We start from the raw sequence: 21,554 nt of genomic DNA, 5'->3' as shown, positions 1-21,554 counted from the left end.
GGATTCGCAGGGCAGCCCTCCAAAAACCGCGTCCAGCACCTATCTTTATGAAAGAACAACGGAACTTTGATCGCGCCGCGGGCTTCTGCCGGCGGTTGCAGTCTGCTAGGCTTGTGCATAGCACCCAATCCGCAGCCAAACGAATAATCTGGTTTCGGGATTCCCGGGACCTCGGAGGACGAATGACGACCGCCGCCCAGACCACATTGGAAGACACCGCCGGCTTGCCCGACATGAAAGTATCGGTCCGGCAGGTGTTCGGCATCGATAGCGACCTTGAGGTGCCGGCCTATGCGGAAGTCGACCCGCACGTGCCGGAGGTTGATGCGGATTACCGCTTCGACCGCGCCACCACGCTAGCGATCCTCGCCGGCTTCGCCAGGAACCGCCGTGTGATGGTCACCGGCTATCACGGCACCGGCAAGTCGACCCATATCGAGCAGGTTGCAGCGCGGCTCAACTGGCCCTGCGTACGCGTCAATCTCGACAGCCACATCAGCCGTATCGACCTGGTCGGCAAGGACTCGATCGTGGTCCGGGACGGCAAGCAGGTCACCGAATTTCGCGACGGCATCCTGCCCTGGGCGCTGCAGCACAATGTCGCGCTGGTGTTCGACGAGTATGATGCCGGCCGGCCCGACGTGATGTTCGTGATCCAGCGCGTGCTGGAAGTCTCGGGACGGCTGACGCTGCTCGACCAGAACAAGGTGATCAAGCCGCATCCGGCGTTCCGTCTGTTCGCGACGGCCAACACGATCGGCCTTGGCGACACGTCGGGGCTCTATCACGGCACCCAGCAGATCAACCAGGGCCAGATGGACCGCTGGTCGATCGTCACCACGTTGAACTACCTCGCCCATGACGAGGAAGTCGAGATCGTGCTCGCCAAGGCGAAGCACTACCGTAGCCAGGAAGGCCGTGACATCGTCAACAAGATGGTGCGGCTCGCCGATCTCACCCGCAACGCCTTCGCCAATGGCGATCTGTCGACGGTGATGAGCCCGCGCACGGTGATCACCTGGGCGGAAAACTCCGAGATCTTCGGCGATATCGGCTTTGCCTTCCGCGTCACCTTCCTCAACAAGTGCGACGAGCTCGAGCGGCCATTGGTGGCGGAATTCTACCAGCGCTGCTTCAATGCGGAGCTGCCCGAATCCGCCGTCAACGTCGCGCTCAGCTAAGGACCAAGGATGCTGTCCCGGACAAGCGAAGCGCGATCCGGGGCCTATGACGTGAGGACGTGGTGGGTGCGAAGATTGGGGCCGCCGTCGCGCTCAACAACCACTTTCTGCGGTTATGGGTCCCCGCCTTCGCGGGGACGACGGTGAGATCGAGATGACTACGTCGAACTCCAAATTCCGCAACACGAAGGAAGCGCCGACTGAGCCGTTCAAGCGCGCGGTGACGTCGTGCCTGAAGGCGATCGCGAAAACGCCGGAGCTCGAAGTCTCCTTCGCCGCCGAGCGACCGGGGCTTGCGCCCGGCAAGGCGCGACTGCCGGAGCCGGCGCGCAAATTGACCAAGCGTGACGCTGCGATCGTGCGCGGACACGCGGACTCCATCGCGCTGAAGCTCGCCTGTCACGATCCCAAGGTGCATCGCAAGCTGATCCCGGGCAATCCGCAGGCGCGCGGCGTGTTCGAGGCGGTCGAGCAGGCGCGCGTCGAGGCGATCGGCTCGCGGCGGATGGCGGGCGTTGCGAAAAACCTCAACGCGATGCTCGACGATCATTTTCACCGCGGCAAGTATGACGAGATCACCGACCGCGCCGATGCGCCGCTGGCGGATGCGCTGGCGATGCTGGTGCGCGAGCGGCTGACTGGACTGGCGCCGCCTCAGGCTGCGCGCAAGATGGTCGACCTTTGGCGCCCGCTGCTGGAAGACAAGATCGGCACGCGGCTCGATAAACTGGCGCGCTTCACCGAGGACCAGGCCAGGTTCGGCGACCTCGTGCATGATCTGTTGTCGGCGCTCGACCTCGGCGACGAGCGCGACATGGACTCCGACGAGGACGACAACCAGGATGAAAATCCGGATGGCGAGAGCGATCAGTCCGGCGCCGAAGGCTCGCCTGATTCCGATGCCGCGCAGGAGATGAGCGCCGACCAGGCGCAGACGACCTCGGAAGAGATGTCCGAGAGTGCGATGGAAAGCGCGCAGGCGTCCACCAGCGACACTTTCGACGACGGCGAGCTCGGCGACGATGAGACGCCGGGCGAGGCGACGCGGCCGAATACGCGTGGCGGCAATGAGCCGCGCGGTCCCGAATACCACGCGTTTGCACCGAAATTCGACGAGATCGTCGCCGCCGAAGACCTTTGCGACCATGACGAGCTGGAGCGTCTGCGCTCCTATCTCGACAAGCAGCTCGCGCATCTGCAAGGCATCGTCGCGCGGCTGGCCAATCGGTTGCAGCGCCGCCTGATGGCGCAGCAGAACCGCGCCTGGGAATTCGACCTCGAAGAAGGGATACTCGATCCCGCGCGCCTGTCGCGCGTCGTCACCGATCCCTATCACCCGCTGTCGTTCATGCGCGAGAAGGAAGCGACCTTCCGCGACACCGTGGTGACGCTGCTGCTCGACAATTCCGGCTCGATGCGCGGCCGTCCGATCACGGTCGCCGCCACCTGCGCCGATATCCTGGCACGCACGCTGGAGCGCTGCGGCGTCAAGGTCGAGATCCTCGGCTTCACGACGCGCGCCTGGAAAGGCGGGCAGTCCCGCGAAGCCTGGCTCGCCGCCGGCAAGCCGGCGAATCCCGGCCGGCTCAACGATCTCCGTCACATCATCTACAAGTCAGCCGATGCGCCGTGGCGGCGGGCGCGGAAGAATCTTGGCCTGATGATGCGCGAAGGCCTGCTCAAGGAGAACATCGACGGCGAGGCGTTGGACTGGGCGCACAAGCGCCTGCTGGCACGTTCCGAGCAGCGCAAGATCCTGATGATGATCTCCGACGGCGCGCCGGTCGATGATTCCACGCTGTCGGTCAATCCCGGCAACTACCTCGAGCGGCATCTGCGCCACATCATCGAGGAGATCGAGACCCGCTCGCCGGTCGAATTGATCGCGATCGGCATCGGCCACGACGTCACGCGCTACTATCGCCGCGCCGTCACCATCGTCGATGCCGAAGAACTCGGCGGCGCCATCACAGAGAAGCTCGCCGAACTCTTCAGCGAGACTCACGGCCCGGCGCCCGTCGCTGACCGCCGGCCGAGGCGGCTGCATTCTTAGTGATTCTCTCGATGATGCCGCGAGCTCCGATCCACCTCTCCCCTAGGGAGAGGTCGCGCCGAAGGCGCGGGTGAGGGGTTCAGGTCCCTCGATAGACCGTAACCCCTCACCCGATTTGCTGGCGCAAATCGACCTCTCCCTACGGGAGAGGTGAAAACGGTAGCGGATTCCAAATCCATGTCCCCGACGCTCTCCCGCCGTCGTTTTCTCGCTAGCGCCGCGGCGGGGCTTTCGGCCGCCGCATTGCCGCATCTGGCGCTCGCTCAAACTGCTATTGAGCCGCCGACGAAGCCGATCCTGCCGAGCGAGTCCACGGTGGCGGCGCCGGTCTCGATCGACGTCAATGCGCGGCCGCTGTCGTCCTTCGACATCCGCGATCGCGCGCATGTCAGGTTCGGCGCGCTGGAATATCGCAGCGGGTTGGTGCTGACTTCCTCCTTTCGCGGCTTCGGCGGCCTGTCGGCGTTGCGGGTCGACGCCAAGGGCGAACGCTTCATCGCCGTCAGCGACCACGGTAGCTGGTTCACCGGCCGCATCGTCTACAAAGGCCGCGAGATGACGGGACTTGCCGATGTCGAAGCGGCGCCGCTGCTCGGCCCCGACGGCAGGCCGATCACCGCGCGCGGCTGGTACGATTCTGAATCAATGGCGCTGGACGGCTCATTCGTCTATGTCGGGCTCGAGCGCGTCAACCAGGTGCTGCGCTTCGATTTCTCCAAGGGATTCACGCGCGCACGCGGCGAGGTGGTGTCGCTGCCGCCGGCCGCCAAACGGCTCCCGAACAACAAGGGGCTGGAGGCGCTGCTGATGGTGCCGCAAGGCCTGCCGCTGGCGGGAACCTTGATCGCGATCTCCGAGCGCGGGCTCGATGCGCAGGGCAACATCATCGGCTTCCTGGTCGGCGGCAAGACGCCGGGACAGTTTTCCGTTCGCCGCACCGACAATTTCGACATCAGCGACGCTGTGCTGCTGCCCTCCGGCGACCTGCTGCTGCTCGAGCGCAAATTCTCCTGGGTTGACGGCGTCGGCATTCGTATCCGCCGCATCGCACTTGCGTCCGTAATGCCGGGTGCCGTCCTCGACGGTCCTTCGGTCTTCAACGCCGATCTCGGCAACGAGATCGACAACATGGAAGGCATCGACGCCCACACCACGGCCGAAGGCGACACCGTGATCACCATGATCTCCGACGATAATTTCTCGATGATCCAGCGCACGCTGCTGCTGCAGTTCACGCTGGTGGAATAGAGGATTGGTCTCGGGGTTGGCAAACACACTGGCCCGCTCTGACGGAACGGTTCTTGCAACGCTGGGGCGTCAATCGAAACCGAGAGCCATGATGCGCAAGTTCCTCCTCCTCGTTCTCACCGTCACGAGCCTGGTTGCCACCGCTGCAGAGGCGGAGACCTGGCCCTCGCGCCTGATCAAGGCGACGATCCCGTTCGGCGCGGGCAGTGCCACCGATGTGGTGCCGCGCCTGGTGTTCGATCGGCTCTCGGCAGAGCTCGGCCAGCCCTTCGTGATCGAGAATCGTGCCGGCGCTGGCGGCACGCTCGGCACCGGCCTCGTCGCCAAGGCGGAGCCTGACGGCTACAACGTGCTCGCGCATTCCTCGGCGCTGACCATTGCGCCGGCAATCTTCCCGAATCTCTCTTTCGACGCGACCAAAGACCTTTCATCCGTGCTGATGATCGGCTCCAGTGCCAATGTCATGATCGTGCCGAAGGAGCGGCCCTGGAAAACCATCCGGGATTTCATTGCCGACGCCAAGGCGAAGCCCGGCTCGATCTCCTTTGGTTCGGTCGGCGTCGGCAGCGCCGTGCATATCAGCGCGGAAAAATTCCTCCTCGCCGCCGGCATCGAAGGCACCCACGTGCCTTATCGCGGCGGCCCCGAAGTGATTGCCGACATCCTGGGCGGGCGCATCGATCTCTATTTCTGCCCGCTCGCGACCGCGCTGCCCCTGATCCGCGACGGCCAGGTGAAGGCGCTGTTGGTGTCGACGCCGAAGCGCGCCGCCGATTTGCCCGATGTGCCGTCTCCGTCGGAGATCGGTTTGACCGGCGCCGACAGCATGAGCTGGTTCGGGATCTTCGTGCCGGCGAAAACGGCGCGTGAGATCATCGAGAAATTTCATGCGGCAGGGATGAAGGTGTTGAACGATCCGGCAACGCAGGCAAGCCTCAAGAAACTTGGTGTCGAGCCGATGCCGATGACACCAGCCCAGATGGACGATTTCATCAAGCGCGAGACCGTCGCTAACCTGCAGTTGATCAAGGCGGCCGGAATCAATCAGTAACCGGCAGGTTGAGGCGGGGCCGGGGCGTGGTTAGATAAGAAGGCAGTTTCCCTCCTATCCGGATCCCCCACATGAGCGCCCTGTTTTCCCCGATCGAGCTGCGCGGCCTGAAATTGCCCAACCGGATCATGGTATCGCCGATGTGCCAATATTCGGCAGACAACGGCGAGGCCAATGATTGGCATTTCACCCATATCAACATGCTGGCGCTGTCGGGCGCGGCGATGTTCTGCATCGAAGCCACGCATGTGGAGGCCATCGGGCGCATCACGCCCGGCTGCCTTGGACTTTATAATGACGCCACTGAGGCCGCGCTGAAACCGATCCTGGCCTCGGTGCGCAAACATTCGAAAGCAGCGGTCGCGATGCAGCTTGCGCATGCCGGCCGCAAGGGGTCGAGCCATCGGCCCTGGGACGGCGGGCAGTTGATCCCGCTGTCCGAAGGCGGCTGGCGGACCGTGGCGCCATCGGCAGTGCCGCACAAGGAAGGCGAGGCGGCGCCGCTCGCGCTGGACGAGGCCGGGCTCAAGCGCATCCGCGACGATTTTGTGACGGCCGCCAAGCGTGCCGACCGGCTCGGCATCGACGCGCTCGAACTGCATGGCGCGCACGGCTATTTGATGCATCAGTTCTTGTCGCCGATCTCGAACAAGCGCACCGACCAGTATGGCGGTTCGCTCGAAAACCGCATGCGCTTTCCGCTTGAAGTGTTCGACGCGGTGCGTGCCGCATTTCCGGATCGCAAGCCCGTCGGCATCAGGGTGTCGGCGACCGACTGGGTCGAGGGCGGCTGGGACATCGCGCAGACGATCGAATTCGCCAAGGAATTGAAGAAGCGCGGCGTCGACTGGATCGATGTTTCCTCCGGTGGCGTTTCGCCATTGCAAAAGATCCCGCTGGGTCCGGGATATCAGGTGCCGTTCGCGCAGGCTGTGAAAGAAGCAACTGGCGTCACCACCATGGCAGTCGGGCTGATCACGGAAGCGAAGCAGGCCGAAGAGATCGTCGCTTCCGGCAAGGCCGACATGGTCGCCCTTGCGCGCGGCATGCTCTACGACCCCCGCTGGGGCTGGCACGCTGCCGCCGAACTCGGCGGACAGGTTGACGCACCGCCGCAGTATTGGCGTTCGCAACCGTCGACGCACAAAGCGCTCTTCGGCACGACCACGTTCGGCGCACGGTAAATCATCACCGTTATTGCGAGCGAAAGTGAAACGGCTATCCCGCTCTGCAACGACGAAAGCCACTATTCCGCCGTAACCGAGGTAGGTACTCTCGCTTGTGCATGAGATGCGACGGCAAAGTCGCACCAGAAAACAAGCGAGAGGAAAGCCATGGAACTAGGATATTTCGCGATGCCCTCGCATCCGCCGGAGTGCGGATTGAAGGAGGGCCACGACTGGGACCTGCAGGTGCTCAGGTGGCTGGATGAACTCGGCTATCAGGAAGCGTGGATCGGCGAGCACCACACCGCGCCCTGGGAGCCGCATCCGTCTCCGGACCTGTTGGTCGCGCAGGCATTGCTGCAGACCAAGAACATCCGCATCGGCCCCGGCGGCTTCCTGCTGCCCTATCACCATCCGGCCGAACTCGCCAATCGCGTCGCGATGCTCGATCATCTCTCCGATGGGCGGCTCAATTTCGGCGTCGCTGCAAGCGGCCTGCCGAGCGACTGGGCGATGTTCAATGTCGACGGCATGTCGGGCCAGAACCGCGACATGACGCGCGAAGCGCTCGAGATCATCCTGAAGCTTTGGAGCGACGATGCTCCGTGGACATACAAGGGCAAATACTGGACGGTGACGAAGCCGGACACGATGTTCGATTTCCTCAAGCCCCACCTCAAGCCGAAGCAGGCGCCGCATCCGCCGATCGGCGTCGCTGGCCTCTCCAAGAACTCCGATACGCTGAAGCTCGCGGGCGAGCGCGGCTTCATCCCGATGAGCCTCAACCTCAACCCGGCCTATGTCGGCAGCCACTGGGATTCGGTGGAGGCGGGCGCAGCGAAGACCGGCCGCAAGCCGAGCAGGCAGGATTGGCGATTGGTGCGCGAAGTCTTTGTCGCCGACACCGACGAGGAAGCCTGGCGGCTGTCGACCGGCGACATGATGGGACGGATGATGGGCGAGTACTTCCTGCCGCTACTCGGTCACTTCGGCTTCAAGGACTATCTGAAAGCCACGCCCGACGTGCCGGACAGCGACGTGAACGTCGAATATTGCGCCCGGCACAACTGGATCGTCGGCTCGCCCGCGACCGTGACCGAAAAGATCGAGAGGATCTATCAAGAGGTCGGCGGCTTCGGCGTGTTGCTCGTGTTCGGCTTCGACTACAAGCACAAGCCGGAAGCCTGGCACCACTCGCTGCAGCTGTTGAAGCAGGAAGTGCTGCCGCGGCTGAAGCATCTCGGCAGCGAGTTCGGCCGCGCCGCGTAGCGGCGTAGGGTGGGCAAAGCGACTACACCCACCGCAGCTCACCACAAGTGACGATGAAAGCGTGCCCACCATCACGAGCGGAGTGCTTGATGGTGGGCACGCGGAGCCTGTCATCGGGCGCGCGTTCGCGCGACCCGTTGGCTTTGCCCACCCGACGAGTCTGCAGAAAATCGATAATCGCGGTAATTAATCGCTGCTATCAGCGCAATTTGCGGTGAACGCGGGCTGCCGGACATGTGCAGCGCCACATGCGAACGGTATCTTTCACGCTATCCGAAAGAGGCGTAGCCTGATCATCATCATGGGGGATCGGCACGATGCGGTCCCGCGTACAAAAGTTCGCCCATGTTCTCGAGCGCCTTGGCCTTGCCATGGCGGGAGCCGCGAGCGGCCTGTTCGTGGCGGCCCTTGTCGGGTCAGGCATCGCTGCCTTTACGTCGCAGGGATTTCTTCTGCTCATGATGATCTGCGGCGCAATCGGCTTCTATGTCGGCATCGACACGCCGCCACTGCCATTCCAGTCGCCGGGCGACGAATCCCCGCGCGGAAGTATCGACGCGGCGGAATTCCTGAGCGCCGTCGGAACGTTTCTTGCGGCGTTGGTCGCCTTCGTCTCGGTCGTCGCCATCGTGATTCGCGTCGAGCCGCATATCGCCTGGACGGTTGCGGTCATGATCGGATGGGTGTTCGGCGTCGCCATGCAGATTGTCGCCGGCACGATCGCGCGCATGCGCTAGTCGAAGCTGGGCCTTCGATGGATTAATTGCAAGAAAAATCAGTGGCTTATCTCGTGGGTCGAGCGGTTTCCTGCCGACCGGCCATCTGATTTTTCGAGCCTGCGAGGAAATTTCTTGAGCATCGCTCATTTTCGGGCTATAAGTGTGAGCGTTGCTCAAAATGATCCGGAGGCCGCTCACATGGAAACGCTTGTCCTGCAACTGACCCGGCAACTGACCGCGACCTTCTTCGAGGATGTTCTCAAGTCCGTCCTGGAATTTGGCAGGTCGATCGCCCGCGGCATCACCGCGCCGATCAATCGTATTGCCAACGCCTGCGACGTTGCCGGCGTGCTCGAACGCCGCCGGTTCGCAGCACAGATGCGGCGTCGTGCGCGGCAAATGCAGCGTCCGCGCGGGCGTTGGCCGTTCGGTTCGCTCAGCGAACTCACCTGAGACGGTCCAATTCGTCTCGATTGCGGAGCGGGTTCCTAACCAAGAAATCACCATGCTCCGCATGTCGCCGGCGGACGTGGCCGCCCCATAGCCAGGCACAAGGTCTCATACATGTTTGACGTGCATGGTCGGCCGAATGCCGCAACTTGCGACGTCGAACCGCGAGGCAATCAAGAACACTAATAGCAACGGCATCGCTGCTTAACTTTCGCTTTTCCTGACCCCGATAACCCCAAAACGAATTTTACAAGGCCAAGGTTTTCCGGCCGAACTGCCCAGGAACCGATTATGATCAAACAGTTGATGTCGTCGCGCCGTTTCGCGCCATTGTTCTGGGCGCAGTTCTTCTCGGCGCTCAACGACAACGTCCTGAAGAACGCGCTGGTCATCATCCTGCTCTATGGCGCCACCACCGGCGAGAATGCATCGCTGGTAACCGTTGCCGGCGCCGTTTTCATCTTTCCCTTCTTCGTATTGTCGGCGCTCGGCGGCGAGCTCGCGGACAAGTATGTGAAGTCGGTCGTCGCGCGGCGGCTGAAATTCCTCGAGATCTTTGCCGCCTGTTTTGCGGCGGCCGGCTTCTTCCTGCATTCGGTGCCGCTTCTGTTCGCCGCGCTGGCGCTGTTTGGCACGGTCGCGGCGCTGTTCGGTCCAGTGAAATACGCTGTTCTGCCCGACCAGCTTTCGGTCGGCGAGCTTGCCACCGGCAACGCGCTGGTCGAAGGCGCAACCTTCCTGGCAATCCTGATCGGCACCATCGCCGGCGGCCTGTTCGTCGCGGGCGCGAGCCACATGGGCTGGATCTCGCTTGCCGTGGTCGGCCTGTCCGTTCTGTCCTGGGCTTTCGCCGCGCGCATTCCCGCCAGCACGCAGTCCGCGCCCGAACTCGCCATCACCACCAATCCCTGGACGTCCACGGTGCGGCTGCTCAAGTCGCTCCATGCTGAGCCGCGTCTGTGGGACGGCATGGTGATCGTCTCCTGGTTCTGGCTCGCCGGCGCGGTCGTGCTGTCACTGCTGCCCGCGCTGATCAAGGAAGGCGTTGGAGGCACCGAAGGCGTCGTCACGCTGTGCCTCGCGACCTTCGCGATCGGCATCGCCGCCGGCTCGCTCATTGCGGCCCAGCTCAGCCATGTGAAGCCCAATCTCGCGCTGGTGCCGATCGGCGCCATCATCATGGGCGTGGTCGGCCTCGATCTCGCCGCGGCGATTGGCGCGACCGTGCCGGGCAACGGCGTGACCGCGGCGGCGTTCGCGACCTCGCTCAGTGGAGTGCATATGCTGGTCGGCTTCTTCCTGTTCGCCATCGGCGGCGGCCTGTTCGTGGTGCCGGCGTTCGCGGCGGTGCAGGCCTGGACCGCGCCGTCGGAGCGCGCCCGGATCATCGCCGCCGGCAATATCCTGCAGGCCGGCTTCATGGTGGTAGGCTCGCTGTTCGTCGCGCTGCTGCAATATGCCGGGCTGTCGATCGCCTGGATCTTCTTCGGCCTTGCCGTCGCAAGCTTTGGTTCAGTGTGGTTCGTGCTCAAGAAGTGGGGCAAGGAGGGTGTGCGCGACTTCGGCGCGCTCTTATTCCGTGCGCTGTTCCGCGTCGAGGTTCGCGGCATCGAGAACCTGCCGCCCGCGGGCACGCGCATGCTGATCGCGCCCAACCATGTCAGCCTGGTCGACGGCCCGCTGCTGCACGCGACGCTGCCGATCGATGCCAGCTTTGCGGTCGATACCGGCATTGCGAAGGCGTGGTGGGCCAAGCCGTTCCTGAAGATGGTCCGTCACATCACCGTCGATCCGACCAAGCCGCTCGGCGCGCGTGATCTGATCAAGCTGGTCGCCTCCGCTGAGCCCGTCGTGATCTTTCCCGAGGGGCGCCTTACCGTGCATGGCTCGCTGATGAAGGTCTATGACGGCACCGCGATGATCGCCGACAAGGCCGATGCCGTGATCGTTCCTGTCAGGATCGAGGGCGCGCAGCGCTCGCATCTCAGCTATCTCAAGAATGGCGAGATCAAGCGCTCCTGGTTCCCGAAGGTCACAATCACAATTCTGCCGCCGGTCAAATTGCCGATCGACCAGTCGTTGAAGGGCAAGGCCCGTCGTAACGCCGCGGGCGCTGCGTTGCAGGACATCATGATCGAGGCCATGGTGAAGAACGCCATGCTCGATCACACGCTGTTCGAGGCGCTCGCCCATGCCCATCGCGACCGCGACACTGGCAAGGCGGTCGTTGAGGATGCGCTAGGCACGAAACTAACCTATCGCAAGCTCATCCTCGGCGCGCAGGTGCTGAGCCGCAAGCTCGAGCAGGGCACCGCCATCGGCGAGAATATTGGCGTGCTGCTGCCGAACTCGGCTGGCGTCGCCGTCGTCTTCATGGCTCTGCAGACCATCGGCCGCGTGCCGGCGATGCTCAACTTCTCCGCCGGCCCCGTGAATGTGCTCTCGGCGATGAAAGCGTCGCAGACCAGGACCGTGTTCACCTCCCGCGCCTTCATCGAGAAGGGTAAGCTCGACAAGCTGATCGCGGGGATCGCTCCTGAAGCGCGCATCGTTTATCTCGAAGACATCCGCGCCACCGTCAACGCGCTCGACAAGATCCGCGGCCTCTTGGGCGGCACCGCGCCGCGCGTTGCGCGCAGGGCCGATGATCCCGCCGTGATCCTGTTCACCTCGGGATCGGAGGGGACGCCGAAGGGCGTCGTGCTCTCCCACCGCAACATCCTGGCCAATGCGGCGCAGGCGCTGGCGCGGGTCGATGCCAATGGCAACGACAAGGTGTTCAACGTGCTGCCGGTGTTCCACTCGTTTGGCCTCACCGGCGGGATGATGATGCCGCTGCTCGCGGGGATTCCGATCTTCATGTATCCTTCGCCGCTGCATTACCGCATCGTGCCGGAACTGATCTATCAGACCGGCGCCACCATCCTGTTCGGCACCGACACCTTCCTCGCCGGCTATGCCCGCTCGGCGCATGCTTACGACTTCCGCACGCTGCGGCTGGTGCTGGCGGGCGCGGAGGCGGTGAAGGATCGCACGCGGCAAGTCTATATGGAGCGCTACGGCATCCGCATCCTCGAAGGCTATGGCGTCACCGAGACTGCGCCGGTGCTTGCCATGAACACGCCGATGGCGAACCGCCCCGGCACCGTGGGCCGGCTTTCGCCTCTGATGGAGTACCGCCTCGATCCGGTCCCCGGCATCGAGGAGGGCGGCCGGCTCTCGGTGCGCGGTCCGAACGTGATGCTCGGCTATTTGCGCGCAGAAAACCCCGGCGTGCTGGAGAAGCTCGTCGATGGCTGGCACGACACCGGCGACATCGTCACCATCGATGCCGCGGGCTTCATCGCCATCAAGGGCCGCGCCAAGCGGTTTGCCAAGATAGCGGGCGAAATGGTGTCGCTGTCGGCGGTGGAAGCGATGGCGTCCGCGCTGTGGCCGCAGGCGATCTCGGTTGCGGTCTCCATTCCCGATGCGCGCAAGGGCGAACGCATCGTGCTCCTGACCACGCAGCGCGATGCCGAGCGATCTGCGGTGCAGCGCCAGGCCAAGGCGACAGGTGCCTCCGAGCTCGCCGTGCCGGCCGACATCCGCATCGTCGACAAAGTGCCGCTGCTCGGCTCCGGCAAGACTGACTATGTCGCGGCAACCGCGCTTGCCAAGGAACTCGCTACCGCGGCGCCGTCGGCAGAGCCGATGGCCGACGTGGCGTAACATCTCCGTCATTGCGAGGAGCCAACGGGTCCCGCCTCTGGCGGGCCCGAGGACAGGCTCCGCGACGAAGCAATCCATTTCTCCGCACGCGGAAGCATGGATTGCTTCGCGGAGCCTGTCATCGGGCGGCGCCCCGCGCCGACCCGTTGGCTCGCAATGACGATGGCTGAGGCGGTTGTCCTTCCCGCGTTCCTGTTGTCCAATGAGCTCATAACCAACAACACTCGGGCGGCTCTGCGACGCCGGCCGGAATTTTGGAGGAACTCGATGCCTCTCCCGCTTGATCCCGTGATCGAGAAGATCATCCCGCTGCTGCCGTTGCGCGATCCTAAGACCATGACGCCGCAGAGCGCGCGGGAATCGCTGCGGGCGCTGGCGGCCGCGCGCGCCGAGATCCCGCCGCCGCTGGTCGAGCACGTGAAGGACGTCAACGTCGCCGGCGGCGCCGGGCCGCGGCCGGCGCGGGTCTATCGCAACGGCAGCGGGACCGCACCGACGGTCGTGTTTTTCCACGGCGGCGGCTGGGTCGCGGGCGACCTCGAGACCCATGACCGGCAGGCGCGCAATCTCGCCATCGAAACCCGCGCGGTGGTGGTCTCCGTCGACTATCGCCGCCCGCCGGAGACGCGTTTCCCCGGCGCGTTCGAGGATGCCTTTGCCGCGGTGCGCGACGTGGTCGGCCGCATCAAGGAATTCGGCGGCGACGTAGCCCGCGTCGGCGTCGCCGGCGACAGCGCCGGCGGCAATCTTGCAGCCGCCAGCGCGCTCGCCTGCCGCGATGCCGGGATCAGGCTCGCCGGCCAACTGCTGGTCTATCCCGTCACCGACGTCGTCGGCAATTTCGCAGACACTGCTGAGAATGCGCGGTTTCCGTCGCGGGCCGAGAACGCGGAAGGATATTTTCTGTCGCGCGCGGTGATGGAGTGGTTCTGCGGGCATTATCTCGAAGAACGCGGACATGGCGCGGATTGGCAGGTCTCGCCGTTGCGGGCGAAGGAGTTGAAGGGCGTTGCACCCGCCGTCGTCACCACCGCCTGGTTCGATCCGCTGCGCGATGAGGGCGTGGCCTACGCCAACGCGCTGCGCGAGGCCGATGTGCCGACCACGCATCATGACGGGCAGGGCCTGATCCACGGCTATTTCGGCCTTGTCGACGCCTCCGAGGCCGCGCGGGCCGAGGCGCAGCGCGCGCGGACGGACTTCAAGGCGCTGCTCGACAAGGGCGCGTAACGTCAGCCGACGGCGCGCACGCCTTTGGCGAACGGGCTCAAGCCCAGCCATTGCTGCATCGAGCGGGCGATCGCCTTGTCGCCGGTGAGCTCGATGCCGCCGTTTGCCACCTCGCGCTCGAGCGTGGCGATCCCCATCCATACCGCGGTCATCGTTCGCAGCGGGCAGGTCACATAGAGATCGACCTCGTAGCCGGGATCGGTCAGGCAGAGGTCGACGGTGGCGCCGTCGATCACGAGCCACCAGGATTTGCGCTCGCCCGACAGCTCCGGATAGATGAAGTTGATGGTGCAGCGGCGCGGCGGCAGCGGCTCGGGGCGCAGGTTCCGCCGCATGTCCCACATCAAAAGTGAGGGATCGAGGTTCTTCAGCGACAGCGAGGACTCGACCCAGCGCTGGGCCCAGAAGCCAAGCGACATGATCACCTCGCGCAAATCCTCGCCCGCCTGCGTCGGCCGATAATCCATCACGCCCGGCTGGCCCGATGGCGTCACGCTGATCAGCCCGGCCACCTCCAGCTCCTTCAGCCGCTTCGACAACAGCGAGGGCGACATCCGCGGCACGCCGCGCCGGAGGTCGTTGAAGCGCGTCGTGCCGCAGAGCAATTCGCGCAGCACCAGCACGGTCCAGCGATTGCAGACGATCTCGGCTGCCATCGCGACCGGGCAAAACTGCCCATAGCTTCCGCGCTCGGTCCTGTCAGGCAATCGGCTCCTCCTGAAATGCGGTAGTACAGATATGCTAGCGCGGACCCGGCACCAGGCCAGAAGATGGCGCGAAAAATGTAAGCATTCCGGACGCTGTAGAGACCTCATCGATGGACACGGCGTCGCAGTACAGTTCCTGAACTGGAGCGCCCTTTGCGGCGGAATTAGGCTCTCCCACGGTGGATATTCTCAACGATGGAGAGTGTCATGAGCGGCAACGCAGCACACAGTTTCGATGCGTCAAAATCGCGCAGCGCGGTCCAGATCGCAGAGGAGCTCGGCCCGATTTTCGCGCGGCGCGCCGAGCAAGAGACGAACGAGGACAGGTTCGTCGCCGAGGATTTCGCGGACCTGAAGGCGGCAGGCCTCGTTGAAGCCGGCGTGCCGGCCGAGCTTGGCGGCGGCGGCGTCGAGGTCGACGAACTCGCCGAGATGCTGCGCACGCTGGCCCATTACAGTGGCTCGACCGCGCTCGCCTTCTCCATGCACACCCACCAGGTCGCGGTCCCCGCCTGGCGCTGGAAGGTGCAGAAGGCGGCTCCCGCGGAGCCGCTGCTGCGGCGCATCGCCAATGAGCGCATCATCCTGTTGTCGAGCGGCGGCTCGGACTGGATCGGCGGCTCCGGCCGGGCCGAGAAGGTCGACGGCGGCTATCGCATCACTGCGCGGAAAGTGTTCTCGTCCGGCTCTCCCGCCGGCGACCTCTTGATGACAAGCGCGGTGCTGGAGAGCGAAGGCGAGCCGGCGACCGTGCTGCATTTCGGCGTGCCCATGAACTCGCCGCATGTGAAGGTGCTCGACAATTGGCGCACGCTTGGCATGCGCGGCACCGGCTCCAACGATGTCGTGATCGATGGCCACATCGTGCCGGAGGCGGCGGTCGCAGCAAAGCGCAAGGCCGGCGAATGGCATCCGCTGTTCCAGATCATCGCGACCACCGCGTTCCCGCTGATCTACTCGGTCTATCTCGGCGTTGCCGAGAGCGCGCGCGACATTGCAATCGCGACCGCGAAGCGCAAGACGCCGGACCAGCATGCGATCCAGCTCGCCGGCCGCATGGATACCGAGCTCGCGGCGGCGCGGCTCGCGCGGGAATGGATGCTGGCTGCTGTCAGGCTCAATGCGCCGTCGGCTGCGACCGTCAATCAGGTGATGATGGGCCGCCAGCTCGTCGCGCGGCATGCGATCTCGGCGGTCGAATATGCGATGGAGCTCGCCGGCGGCGCAGGCTTCTATCGCGCAACGGGGCTGGAGCGGCGCTTCCGCGACATCCAGGCGGCGCGCTACCATCCGTTGCAATCGGGCCCGCAGGCGCAATATGCGGGAGCGATGGCGCTCGGTTTGCCGGTCGACCGGGTATATTGAGCACCGCGCTGATGAAGACGACCCGCGGTCGCGCGGCGTTCGTTGTTGCGAGGCAGGCGGTCCTTCACGCCGCCGCCGGCGTCGAATGGATTGCCGCCGCGCTTGCCGAGCACATGATGACGACGGCCCATGCCGGCGCGACGTTTTCGCTTCTGATGTCAAAGAACCGAGGCGATGCGCGCCGGCGTTCTCGCGGCGAAAGGCGCCCGAGGCTTGCGGCCGTTTCACCCTCTTGAGGAACGAACCTTAGGGTGGGCAAAGCGAAGCGTGCCCACCGCCACGAGCCGAGTACGGATGGTGGGCACGCTGCGCTTTTGCCCACCCTACGCTTCTGATTTTGCCCAGTGGACAGTCACACTCCGCTGTCGTCCCCGCGAAAGCGGCGACCCATAACCACAGCTGATCGTTGTGGCGCGAGCGAGCGGTTGCGGCGGAGCAGACTGCAAACGCTTGTGGTTATGGGTCCCGGGACCCGGCTACGCCAAGACTTCGCCGCGGCGCGCAACCTTGGGACGGCGGGAGGGGGCTCGGTCGGCTGCGGCTGCCTCCAGGTTTTGATCCTGATCGAGCTCAGCAGGATCGCGGCGACGATCATCACCAGGATTCCGCCAAGGCTGACCGCGATCTGCATCGACAGCCCATCCGAGATGTCGAGCAGCGCCACGTGGCTGGCGAACGCCAGCAGAACGCCGAGGCAGTAGATTGGAAGCGAGTTCGCGCCACAGCGTATCGCGCCGCGCATCACCGGCGTCGCCAGCCCTCGCCAATTGTGAGGCACAAACCATACGGCCAAAACCGCAACAGCAAGAAAATGGAGCAGTCGAAATGGACTGAGATTCGATTTGTCGATTGGGAAAAGCAGATTCGTCAGGGTCTGCGGGACCAGCGGTTCCACCGACGCCATGCGCGAGCTCAATGCGATAACCAGGCTGAAAACCAGATAAAGAACGGCCAGGACCAGCGCCGCGCGCGAGGTCACCCACGGCCGAAATCTGTTTCCCTCGATGACCCACCAGGCGCCAAGCACAAGCAGAAGCTGCCAGGCAAGTGGATTGAAGAACCAGACGTTGTGCGGCCAAGCGGGGACGCTCCAGCCGAAGACGCGCACGAGCCCATAAAGCAACACCGAGGCGCCAAGCGTCACGTTCGGTACTCGCAACAACAGCCACAGAAGCGGCGCGAACAAGACGTGATAAATCACGAAAACCGGCAAGATGTCGGTGTTGACGGGACGGTATTGCAGGATCGCAGCATGCGCGAGCGCCGCGCCCGGATGCTCCAACAGGATGCGCGTATTGGTCTCGTCAGCAAGATGGTCGCGGCCTGCAAAGTAAACCATGATGACGCAAGCGAGCGTGAGGAGCAAAGATGCAGCATATATGTCCCATCCTCGCCGCAGCGAACGGCCGAGCACGCCGCTCCAGCCCTCGCGCTGACGTGCCCTTCCGTAGGCCAGCGCACAGGTGACGCCCGACATGAACATGAATACTTCCGCGGCATCGCTGAAGCCGTAGTGCCGCAGTGTCAGCCAACTTCCGATGTTGCCGGGGACATGGTCAAGAAAAATGCACCATAGTGCGATGCCGCGGCAGGCATCGATCCGCAGGTCGCGGCCAAACCCCTCGAGTTCCGGCGGCGACTCGTCAGCCGATCGCTTGGAGATGTGAGTTCGATCATGCATTTGGTTACCCTGTCCAGCGTGCGGGCGCGCTCTCGGTGGGACACAGGTCGACGAGACAGCCGATGCGGTTACAAGGCCCGGCTATCGGATGGCTTGGGCTTCTTCCGTGGCGGGTCCGCCGTCCCCACCGCTAACCCGATCACCAGGGCCGGCACGATCGCCGGCGTCCCAATTCGCTTTCCGGACTTCGTCGCTCGCAACCGGGATCAGAAGCTGCTGCCGCATTTCGGCGAGGCGGGCGCGGCAATATTCGCGGTAAAGCAGGTCTAATATGATGGACATGATCGAATCCTCGCTTGATCATCACCGTCGACATCCCACGCATTTCGCCCACGGCCGAAAATGACCTGTGCCGGGGGAGGATCTGCAGATCGATCTGCACCGCGGATCGTTGAGTTCGATCAATCGCGAACAAATTAGTAAAGCTGGACCCGCGCTTGCTGGCGCCAGCAATTTTTGAAAATGGACGTGATGGCGGCAACGAGAAATAGAGCTATCACGGCTATCTCTCCTTAAAGGAGATTTTTGGCGTCACGACTCTCTTAACAATAACTATGGGACTGATTTTCCGGCCGCCAAGTGAGCCAATTCACAACAGTATCGATCACGGGTGAGTGAGAGTAGCAGGCGGACGCTGTCGTTTCTTGGACTACTGCGCACCGCGTAACGGAAGGTTGGTGCGCGAATAGCAAACTATAATGCCAGCAGTCGTTTGTTGGAGCACTTTGTCCGAATATTTTATCAAAGCTGGGAGAGTTGCCATGTCTAGCGGCCCAGCCGATTTCGTATCCTATCGATTCTCGACGCGCGAGCTCCCGGAGCGGATGCGCATCCCGATATGGCGCGAGAACTTTGGTCGAACCATAGTCCGCGCCGATATCGAGCCGTCATCGGAGGTGCCGTTTCAGGCCGAAGCGGCACTACACGCCCTTCAGGGGTTGCGCATGCTGTCCTTGAAGGGCTCTGCAATGCGCTTCAAGCGGTCACAAACGAACATTGTTGATGGTGATGACTCGATCGGCCTCATCGTCAGTCTGCCCGGCAGGAGTCAGCTGTCGCAGCGCGGCCAGGAGTTCGAGCTCCGCGGCGGCGATGCAATGGCTATCCCGCATTCGGAATCCGTCGCTGTCACCTATCTGGAAGGATTGCAATTTGGTCTGGCCTTGCCGCGCGATGCGCTTGCCTCGCGCGTGACTGGTGTCGACGACCTCACCATGCGGCCGATTCATCGCCGGACCGAAGCGCTTCGACTTCTCATGACTTATGTGAAGTTGGCATTGAAGGAGGGCGCGCTAGCTACCCCTAAGCTATGTGACACGATCGTTAGTCACATCCACGATCTCGCGGCGCTCGCAATGAGCGAGCACGCTCCCTTGGGTGAGAGCAACGCGAGCGCAGTCATGGCTGCGCGCCACAGCGCCGCCCTCGACCATATCGCGGCGCACTTTCAGGACCCGGAGCTCACCCTTGAGGTGGTAGCCGATAGGCAGGGCATCTCTCCTCGTTATCTGCAGCGCCTGATGGCGACATCCGGGACGTCGTTCACGGGGCGCGTGAACGAGTTACGGCTGCAAAAGGCGTTCATGCTGCTGAGCGAGGCCCACGACAACGCGCGGCGCATTTCCGACATCGCGCTGGAAGTCGGCTTTTCGGATATTTCGCATTTCAACCGACTATTCCGCGCCCGCTTCGGCGATTCGCCACGCCGCGTGCGCAGCGCCGGTGGGAGCAATGGTGAGTGACACGTGACCCCGATCGGCGAGTCGTGCGGCGCTGGCGTCGCGCAACACTTGCATCTGTCGTAGGGTGGGCAAAGCGCAGCGTGCCCACCGCCACGAGCTGAGTGCGGCTGGTGGGCACGCTTACGCTTTGCCCACCCTACGCTTCCGGTTTGCCCGTCAGGCGATCACACTCCGCTGTCGTCCCTGCGAAAGCATGGACCCATAAGCATAGGATCTCGTTGTGGGCGTTCACTGTAACTCCGAGTCTCGCGCCACACTTGCGGTCGTGGTTATGGGTCCCGGGTCGCGCTTCGCTTGCCCGGGACGACGGGGAGGAGAAAGCAACGCCTCAATCGTTGCCGATGGTTTCGCCGAACAGCTCCCAGGTTTCGCCGTTGAAGCGCTGCAGGCGCATGGCTTCGATCGGGAAGTAGTCGGTCGGTGATGTCTTGAGCTTGATGCCGGGCAGCAGCATCGGCAGCGTCGTGTCGAGATTGGCGGCCTGCTTCATGATGTTCTCGTGCGTCAGCTCGTCGCCGCATTGCCTCAGCACCTGCACCGTGGCTTCCGCCACGACATAGCCGTAGACGATGAGCTGGTCCTGCATGTTGCCGTCAGGGAAATAGGCCTTCATGAAGGAAAGCCATTGCTGGACATCCTTGTCGTCCTTCCACTGCGGATCGTTCGGGTCCTTCAGCGAGTAGGACGAGATGATGCCCTTCGCATGTTCGAAGCCGGCGGGCTTCAGCACCGACGAGACCGAGGTCGAGGTTGCGGCCAGGAAGAACATGTCCGGCTTCCAGCCGATCTCGCCGACCTTGCGGATCGCCTGCGCCGCCTGTTTCGGGATCGCATGCATGAACAGCACGTCGGCGCCGGATGATTTCAGCTTCACGATCTGGCTGTCGATGGTCGGATCGGTGGATTCATAGGTCGCCTCCGCCACGATCATCTTGGCGTGCTCCGGCCCTAATCCCTTCTTGAAGCCGTTGCCGTAATCCTTGCCGGCGTCGTCATTCTGGTAGAACAGCGCGATCCTCGCGTCCGGCTTGTTCTTCAGCACGTATTTTGCGTAGACCGCGGTCCCGGCCTGGTAGGAGGGCTGGAAGCCGATCGAATAGGGGAAGTGCTCGTGGTCGCCCCACAGCGTCGCGCCGGCGCCGACGAAGAGCTGCGGCACTTTCTTGTCGTTGAGATATTTGCGCACGCTCAATCCCGTCGGCGTGCCCAGCGGGTTGAGGATCGCGGCCACTTCCTCCTGCTCGACCAGTCTGCGGGTCTGCTCCACGGTCTTCGGCGGGCTGTAGGCATCATCCAGGCTGATCAGGTTGATCTTGCGCCCGTTGATGCCGCCCTTGTCGTTGATCATCTCGAAATAGGCGAGCTGGGTTTTCGCGATGACGCTGTAGGCCGAGGCCGGCCCGCTATAGGGAGAGGTCTGGCCGAGTCGGATCTCGGTGTCGGTCACTCCAGGCCCATATTTCTTCTCCGCCGCCGCGGCTGCCGATGTCACGAGCGCCGCGATCGCGACGAACGCCTGCCATTTCATTGTCTCTCTCCCTTGCTCTTTGTTCTGCTTGTTGTCGGATCGAGCCCGCCGCACGCGCGGCGTGTCGACAGGATGAGCAAACCAGCGGGCGGAGATCGTGACAAGCGCGCGGGCGGGGAGGTGGCGCCGCGGCAAATGCATGTGATTGGCGAGCATGCCGCGAGAAGGAATTAGTGGTGCTGGCCTGTGGTTTTGCCGCTTGCTCCGCTTCGCCTCTCCCCTTGTGGGAGAGGCCGCATGCAGCGAAGCGGAATGCGATCCGGGTGAGGGGTTCCGGCCTATCGAGGGACTACGCCTCGCGGAGGCATACCCCTCACCCGGATTTCCCGCTGACGCGCGAAATCCGGCCTCTCCCACAAGGGGAGAGGCGGGAGACGGTCCTAACCGGCTACATAGGTAACAGAATAGACCGGCGACATGGGTAACAGGTCAACTGATCGGCAAGGAGGAGCT

At 63.6% G+C, this 21,554-nt stretch carries 16 protein-coding genes; 12 read left to right on the top strand and 4 right to left on the bottom strand.

Features of this window, described 5'->3' with window-relative positions:
* Positions 1 to 182: 182 nt before the first annotated feature.
* The 10 genes from cobS to AC5ZGW_RS37650 all read left to right on the top strand — a co-directional run bounded on the left by cobS (position 183) and on the right by AC5ZGW_RS37650 (position 14,078).
* Positions 183 to 1,181, top strand: coding sequence for a cobaltochelatase subunit CobS (cobS, locus tag AC5ZGW_RS37695; protein WP_028164232.1), 999 nt, complete (start codon positions 183 to 185; stop codon positions 1,179 to 1,181).
* A gap of 154 nt (positions 1,182 to 1,335) precedes the next feature.
* On the top strand, positions 1,336 to 3,234 hold the full coding sequence (cobT, locus tag AC5ZGW_RS37690) for a cobaltochelatase subunit CobT (protein WP_474419502.1): 1,899 nt from the start codon (positions 1,336 to 1,338) through the stop codon (positions 3,232 to 3,234).
* A 177-nt stretch (positions 3,235 to 3,411) separates the two neighbouring features.
* On the top strand, positions 3,412 to 4,482 hold the full coding sequence (locus tag AC5ZGW_RS37685; RefSeq protein WP_130230519.1) for an esterase-like activity of phytase family protein: 1,071 nt from the start codon (positions 3,412 to 3,414) through the stop codon (positions 4,480 to 4,482).
* A 91-nt stretch (positions 4,483 to 4,573) separates the two neighbouring features.
* Positions 4,574 to 5,533 (top strand): Bug family tripartite tricarboxylate transporter substrate binding protein, encoded by a 960-nt coding sequence (locus AC5ZGW_RS37680; RefSeq protein ID WP_245475111.1) that lies wholly within the window; start codon positions 4,574 to 4,576, stop codon positions 5,531 to 5,533.
* A gap of 71 nt (positions 5,534 to 5,604) precedes the next feature.
* The gene (locus AC5ZGW_RS37675; protein ID WP_130230523.1) at positions 5,605 to 6,717 is read left to right on the top strand and encodes an NADH:flavin oxidoreductase/NADH oxidase; all 1,113 of its coding nucleotides are present in this window, start codon (positions 5,605 to 5,607) and stop codon (positions 6,715 to 6,717) included.
* Positions 6,718 to 6,867: 150 nt separating this feature from the next.
* Positions 6,868 to 7,968, top strand: coding sequence for an LLM class flavin-dependent oxidoreductase (locus AC5ZGW_RS37670; protein WP_028164237.1), 1,101 nt, complete (start codon positions 6,868 to 6,870; stop codon positions 7,966 to 7,968).
* 317 nt (positions 7,969 to 8,285) lie between these two features.
* The gene (locus tag AC5ZGW_RS37665) at positions 8,286 to 8,705 is read left to right on the top strand and encodes a hypothetical protein (RefSeq protein WP_130230525.1); all 420 of its coding nucleotides are present in this window, start codon (positions 8,286 to 8,288) and stop codon (positions 8,703 to 8,705) included.
* A 114-nt stretch (positions 8,706 to 8,819) separates the two neighbouring features.
* A complete protein-coding gene (locus AC5ZGW_RS37660; protein ID WP_130230527.1) occupies positions 8,820 to 9,140 on the top strand; it encodes a hypothetical protein in 321 nt (106 codons plus the stop codon).
* Positions 9,141 to 9,428: 288 nt separating this feature from the next.
* Positions 9,429 to 12,848 (top strand): acyl-[ACP]--phospholipid O-acyltransferase, encoded by a 3,420-nt coding sequence (locus AC5ZGW_RS37655; RefSeq protein WP_130230529.1) that lies wholly within the window; start codon positions 9,429 to 9,431, stop codon positions 12,846 to 12,848.
* A 267-nt stretch (positions 12,849 to 13,115) separates the two neighbouring features.
* A complete protein-coding gene (locus AC5ZGW_RS37650) occupies positions 13,116 to 14,078 on the top strand; it encodes an alpha/beta hydrolase (RefSeq protein ID WP_496114053.1) in 963 nt (320 codons plus the stop codon).
* Positions 14,079 to 14,080: 2 nt separating this feature from the next.
* Here AC5ZGW_RS37650 and AC5ZGW_RS37645 read toward each other — a convergent pair whose 3' ends face one another.
* Positions 14,081 to 14,734, bottom strand: a complete 654-nt coding sequence (locus AC5ZGW_RS37645) for a winged helix-turn-helix transcriptional regulator (protein ID WP_130230944.1) — start codon at positions 14,732 to 14,734, stop codon at positions 14,081 to 14,083.
* Between the two features lie 258 nt (positions 14,735 to 14,992).
* On the opposite strand from AC5ZGW_RS37645, the gene AC5ZGW_RS37640 reads away from it, so the two are divergent.
* Positions 14,993 to 16,150, top strand: a complete 1,158-nt coding sequence (locus AC5ZGW_RS37640) for an acyl-CoA dehydrogenase family protein (RefSeq protein ID WP_130230936.1) — start codon at positions 14,993 to 14,995, stop codon at positions 16,148 to 16,150.
* Between the two features lie 352 nt (positions 16,151 to 16,502).
* Here AC5ZGW_RS37640 and AC5ZGW_RS37635 read toward each other — a convergent pair whose 3' ends face one another.
* Both AC5ZGW_RS37635 and AC5ZGW_RS37630 read right to left on the bottom strand, forming a co-directional pair.
* On the bottom strand, positions 16,503 to 17,831 hold the full coding sequence (locus AC5ZGW_RS37635) for an OpgC domain-containing protein (protein ID WP_130230938.1): 1,329 nt from the start codon (positions 17,829 to 17,831) through the stop codon (positions 16,503 to 16,505).
* 81 nt (positions 17,832 to 17,912) lie between these two features.
* Entirely contained in the window at positions 17,913 to 18,113 is a 201-nt protein-coding gene (locus tag AC5ZGW_RS37630; protein WP_130230940.1) for a hypothetical protein, read from the bottom strand.
* 542 nt (positions 18,114 to 18,655) lie between these two features.
* On the opposite strand from AC5ZGW_RS37630, the gene AC5ZGW_RS37625 reads away from it, so the two are divergent.
* Complete coding sequence (locus tag AC5ZGW_RS37625) at positions 18,656 to 19,573, top strand: AraC family transcriptional regulator (RefSeq protein WP_245475138.1); 918 nt, start codon at positions 18,656 to 18,658, stop codon at positions 19,571 to 19,573.
* Between the two features lie 328 nt (positions 19,574 to 19,901).
* On the opposite strand, the gene AC5ZGW_RS37620 is transcribed toward AC5ZGW_RS37625, so the two are convergent.
* On the bottom strand, positions 19,902 to 21,101 hold the full coding sequence (locus AC5ZGW_RS37620; RefSeq protein WP_130230942.1) for an ABC transporter substrate-binding protein: 1,200 nt from the start codon (positions 21,099 to 21,101) through the stop codon (positions 19,902 to 19,904).
* Positions 21,102 to 21,554: the final 453 nt, after the last annotated feature.

The organism is Bradyrhizobium sp. Crot121, from assembly GCF_059512385.1.
This window is presented reverse-complemented; position numbering and strand designations above follow the sequence as displayed.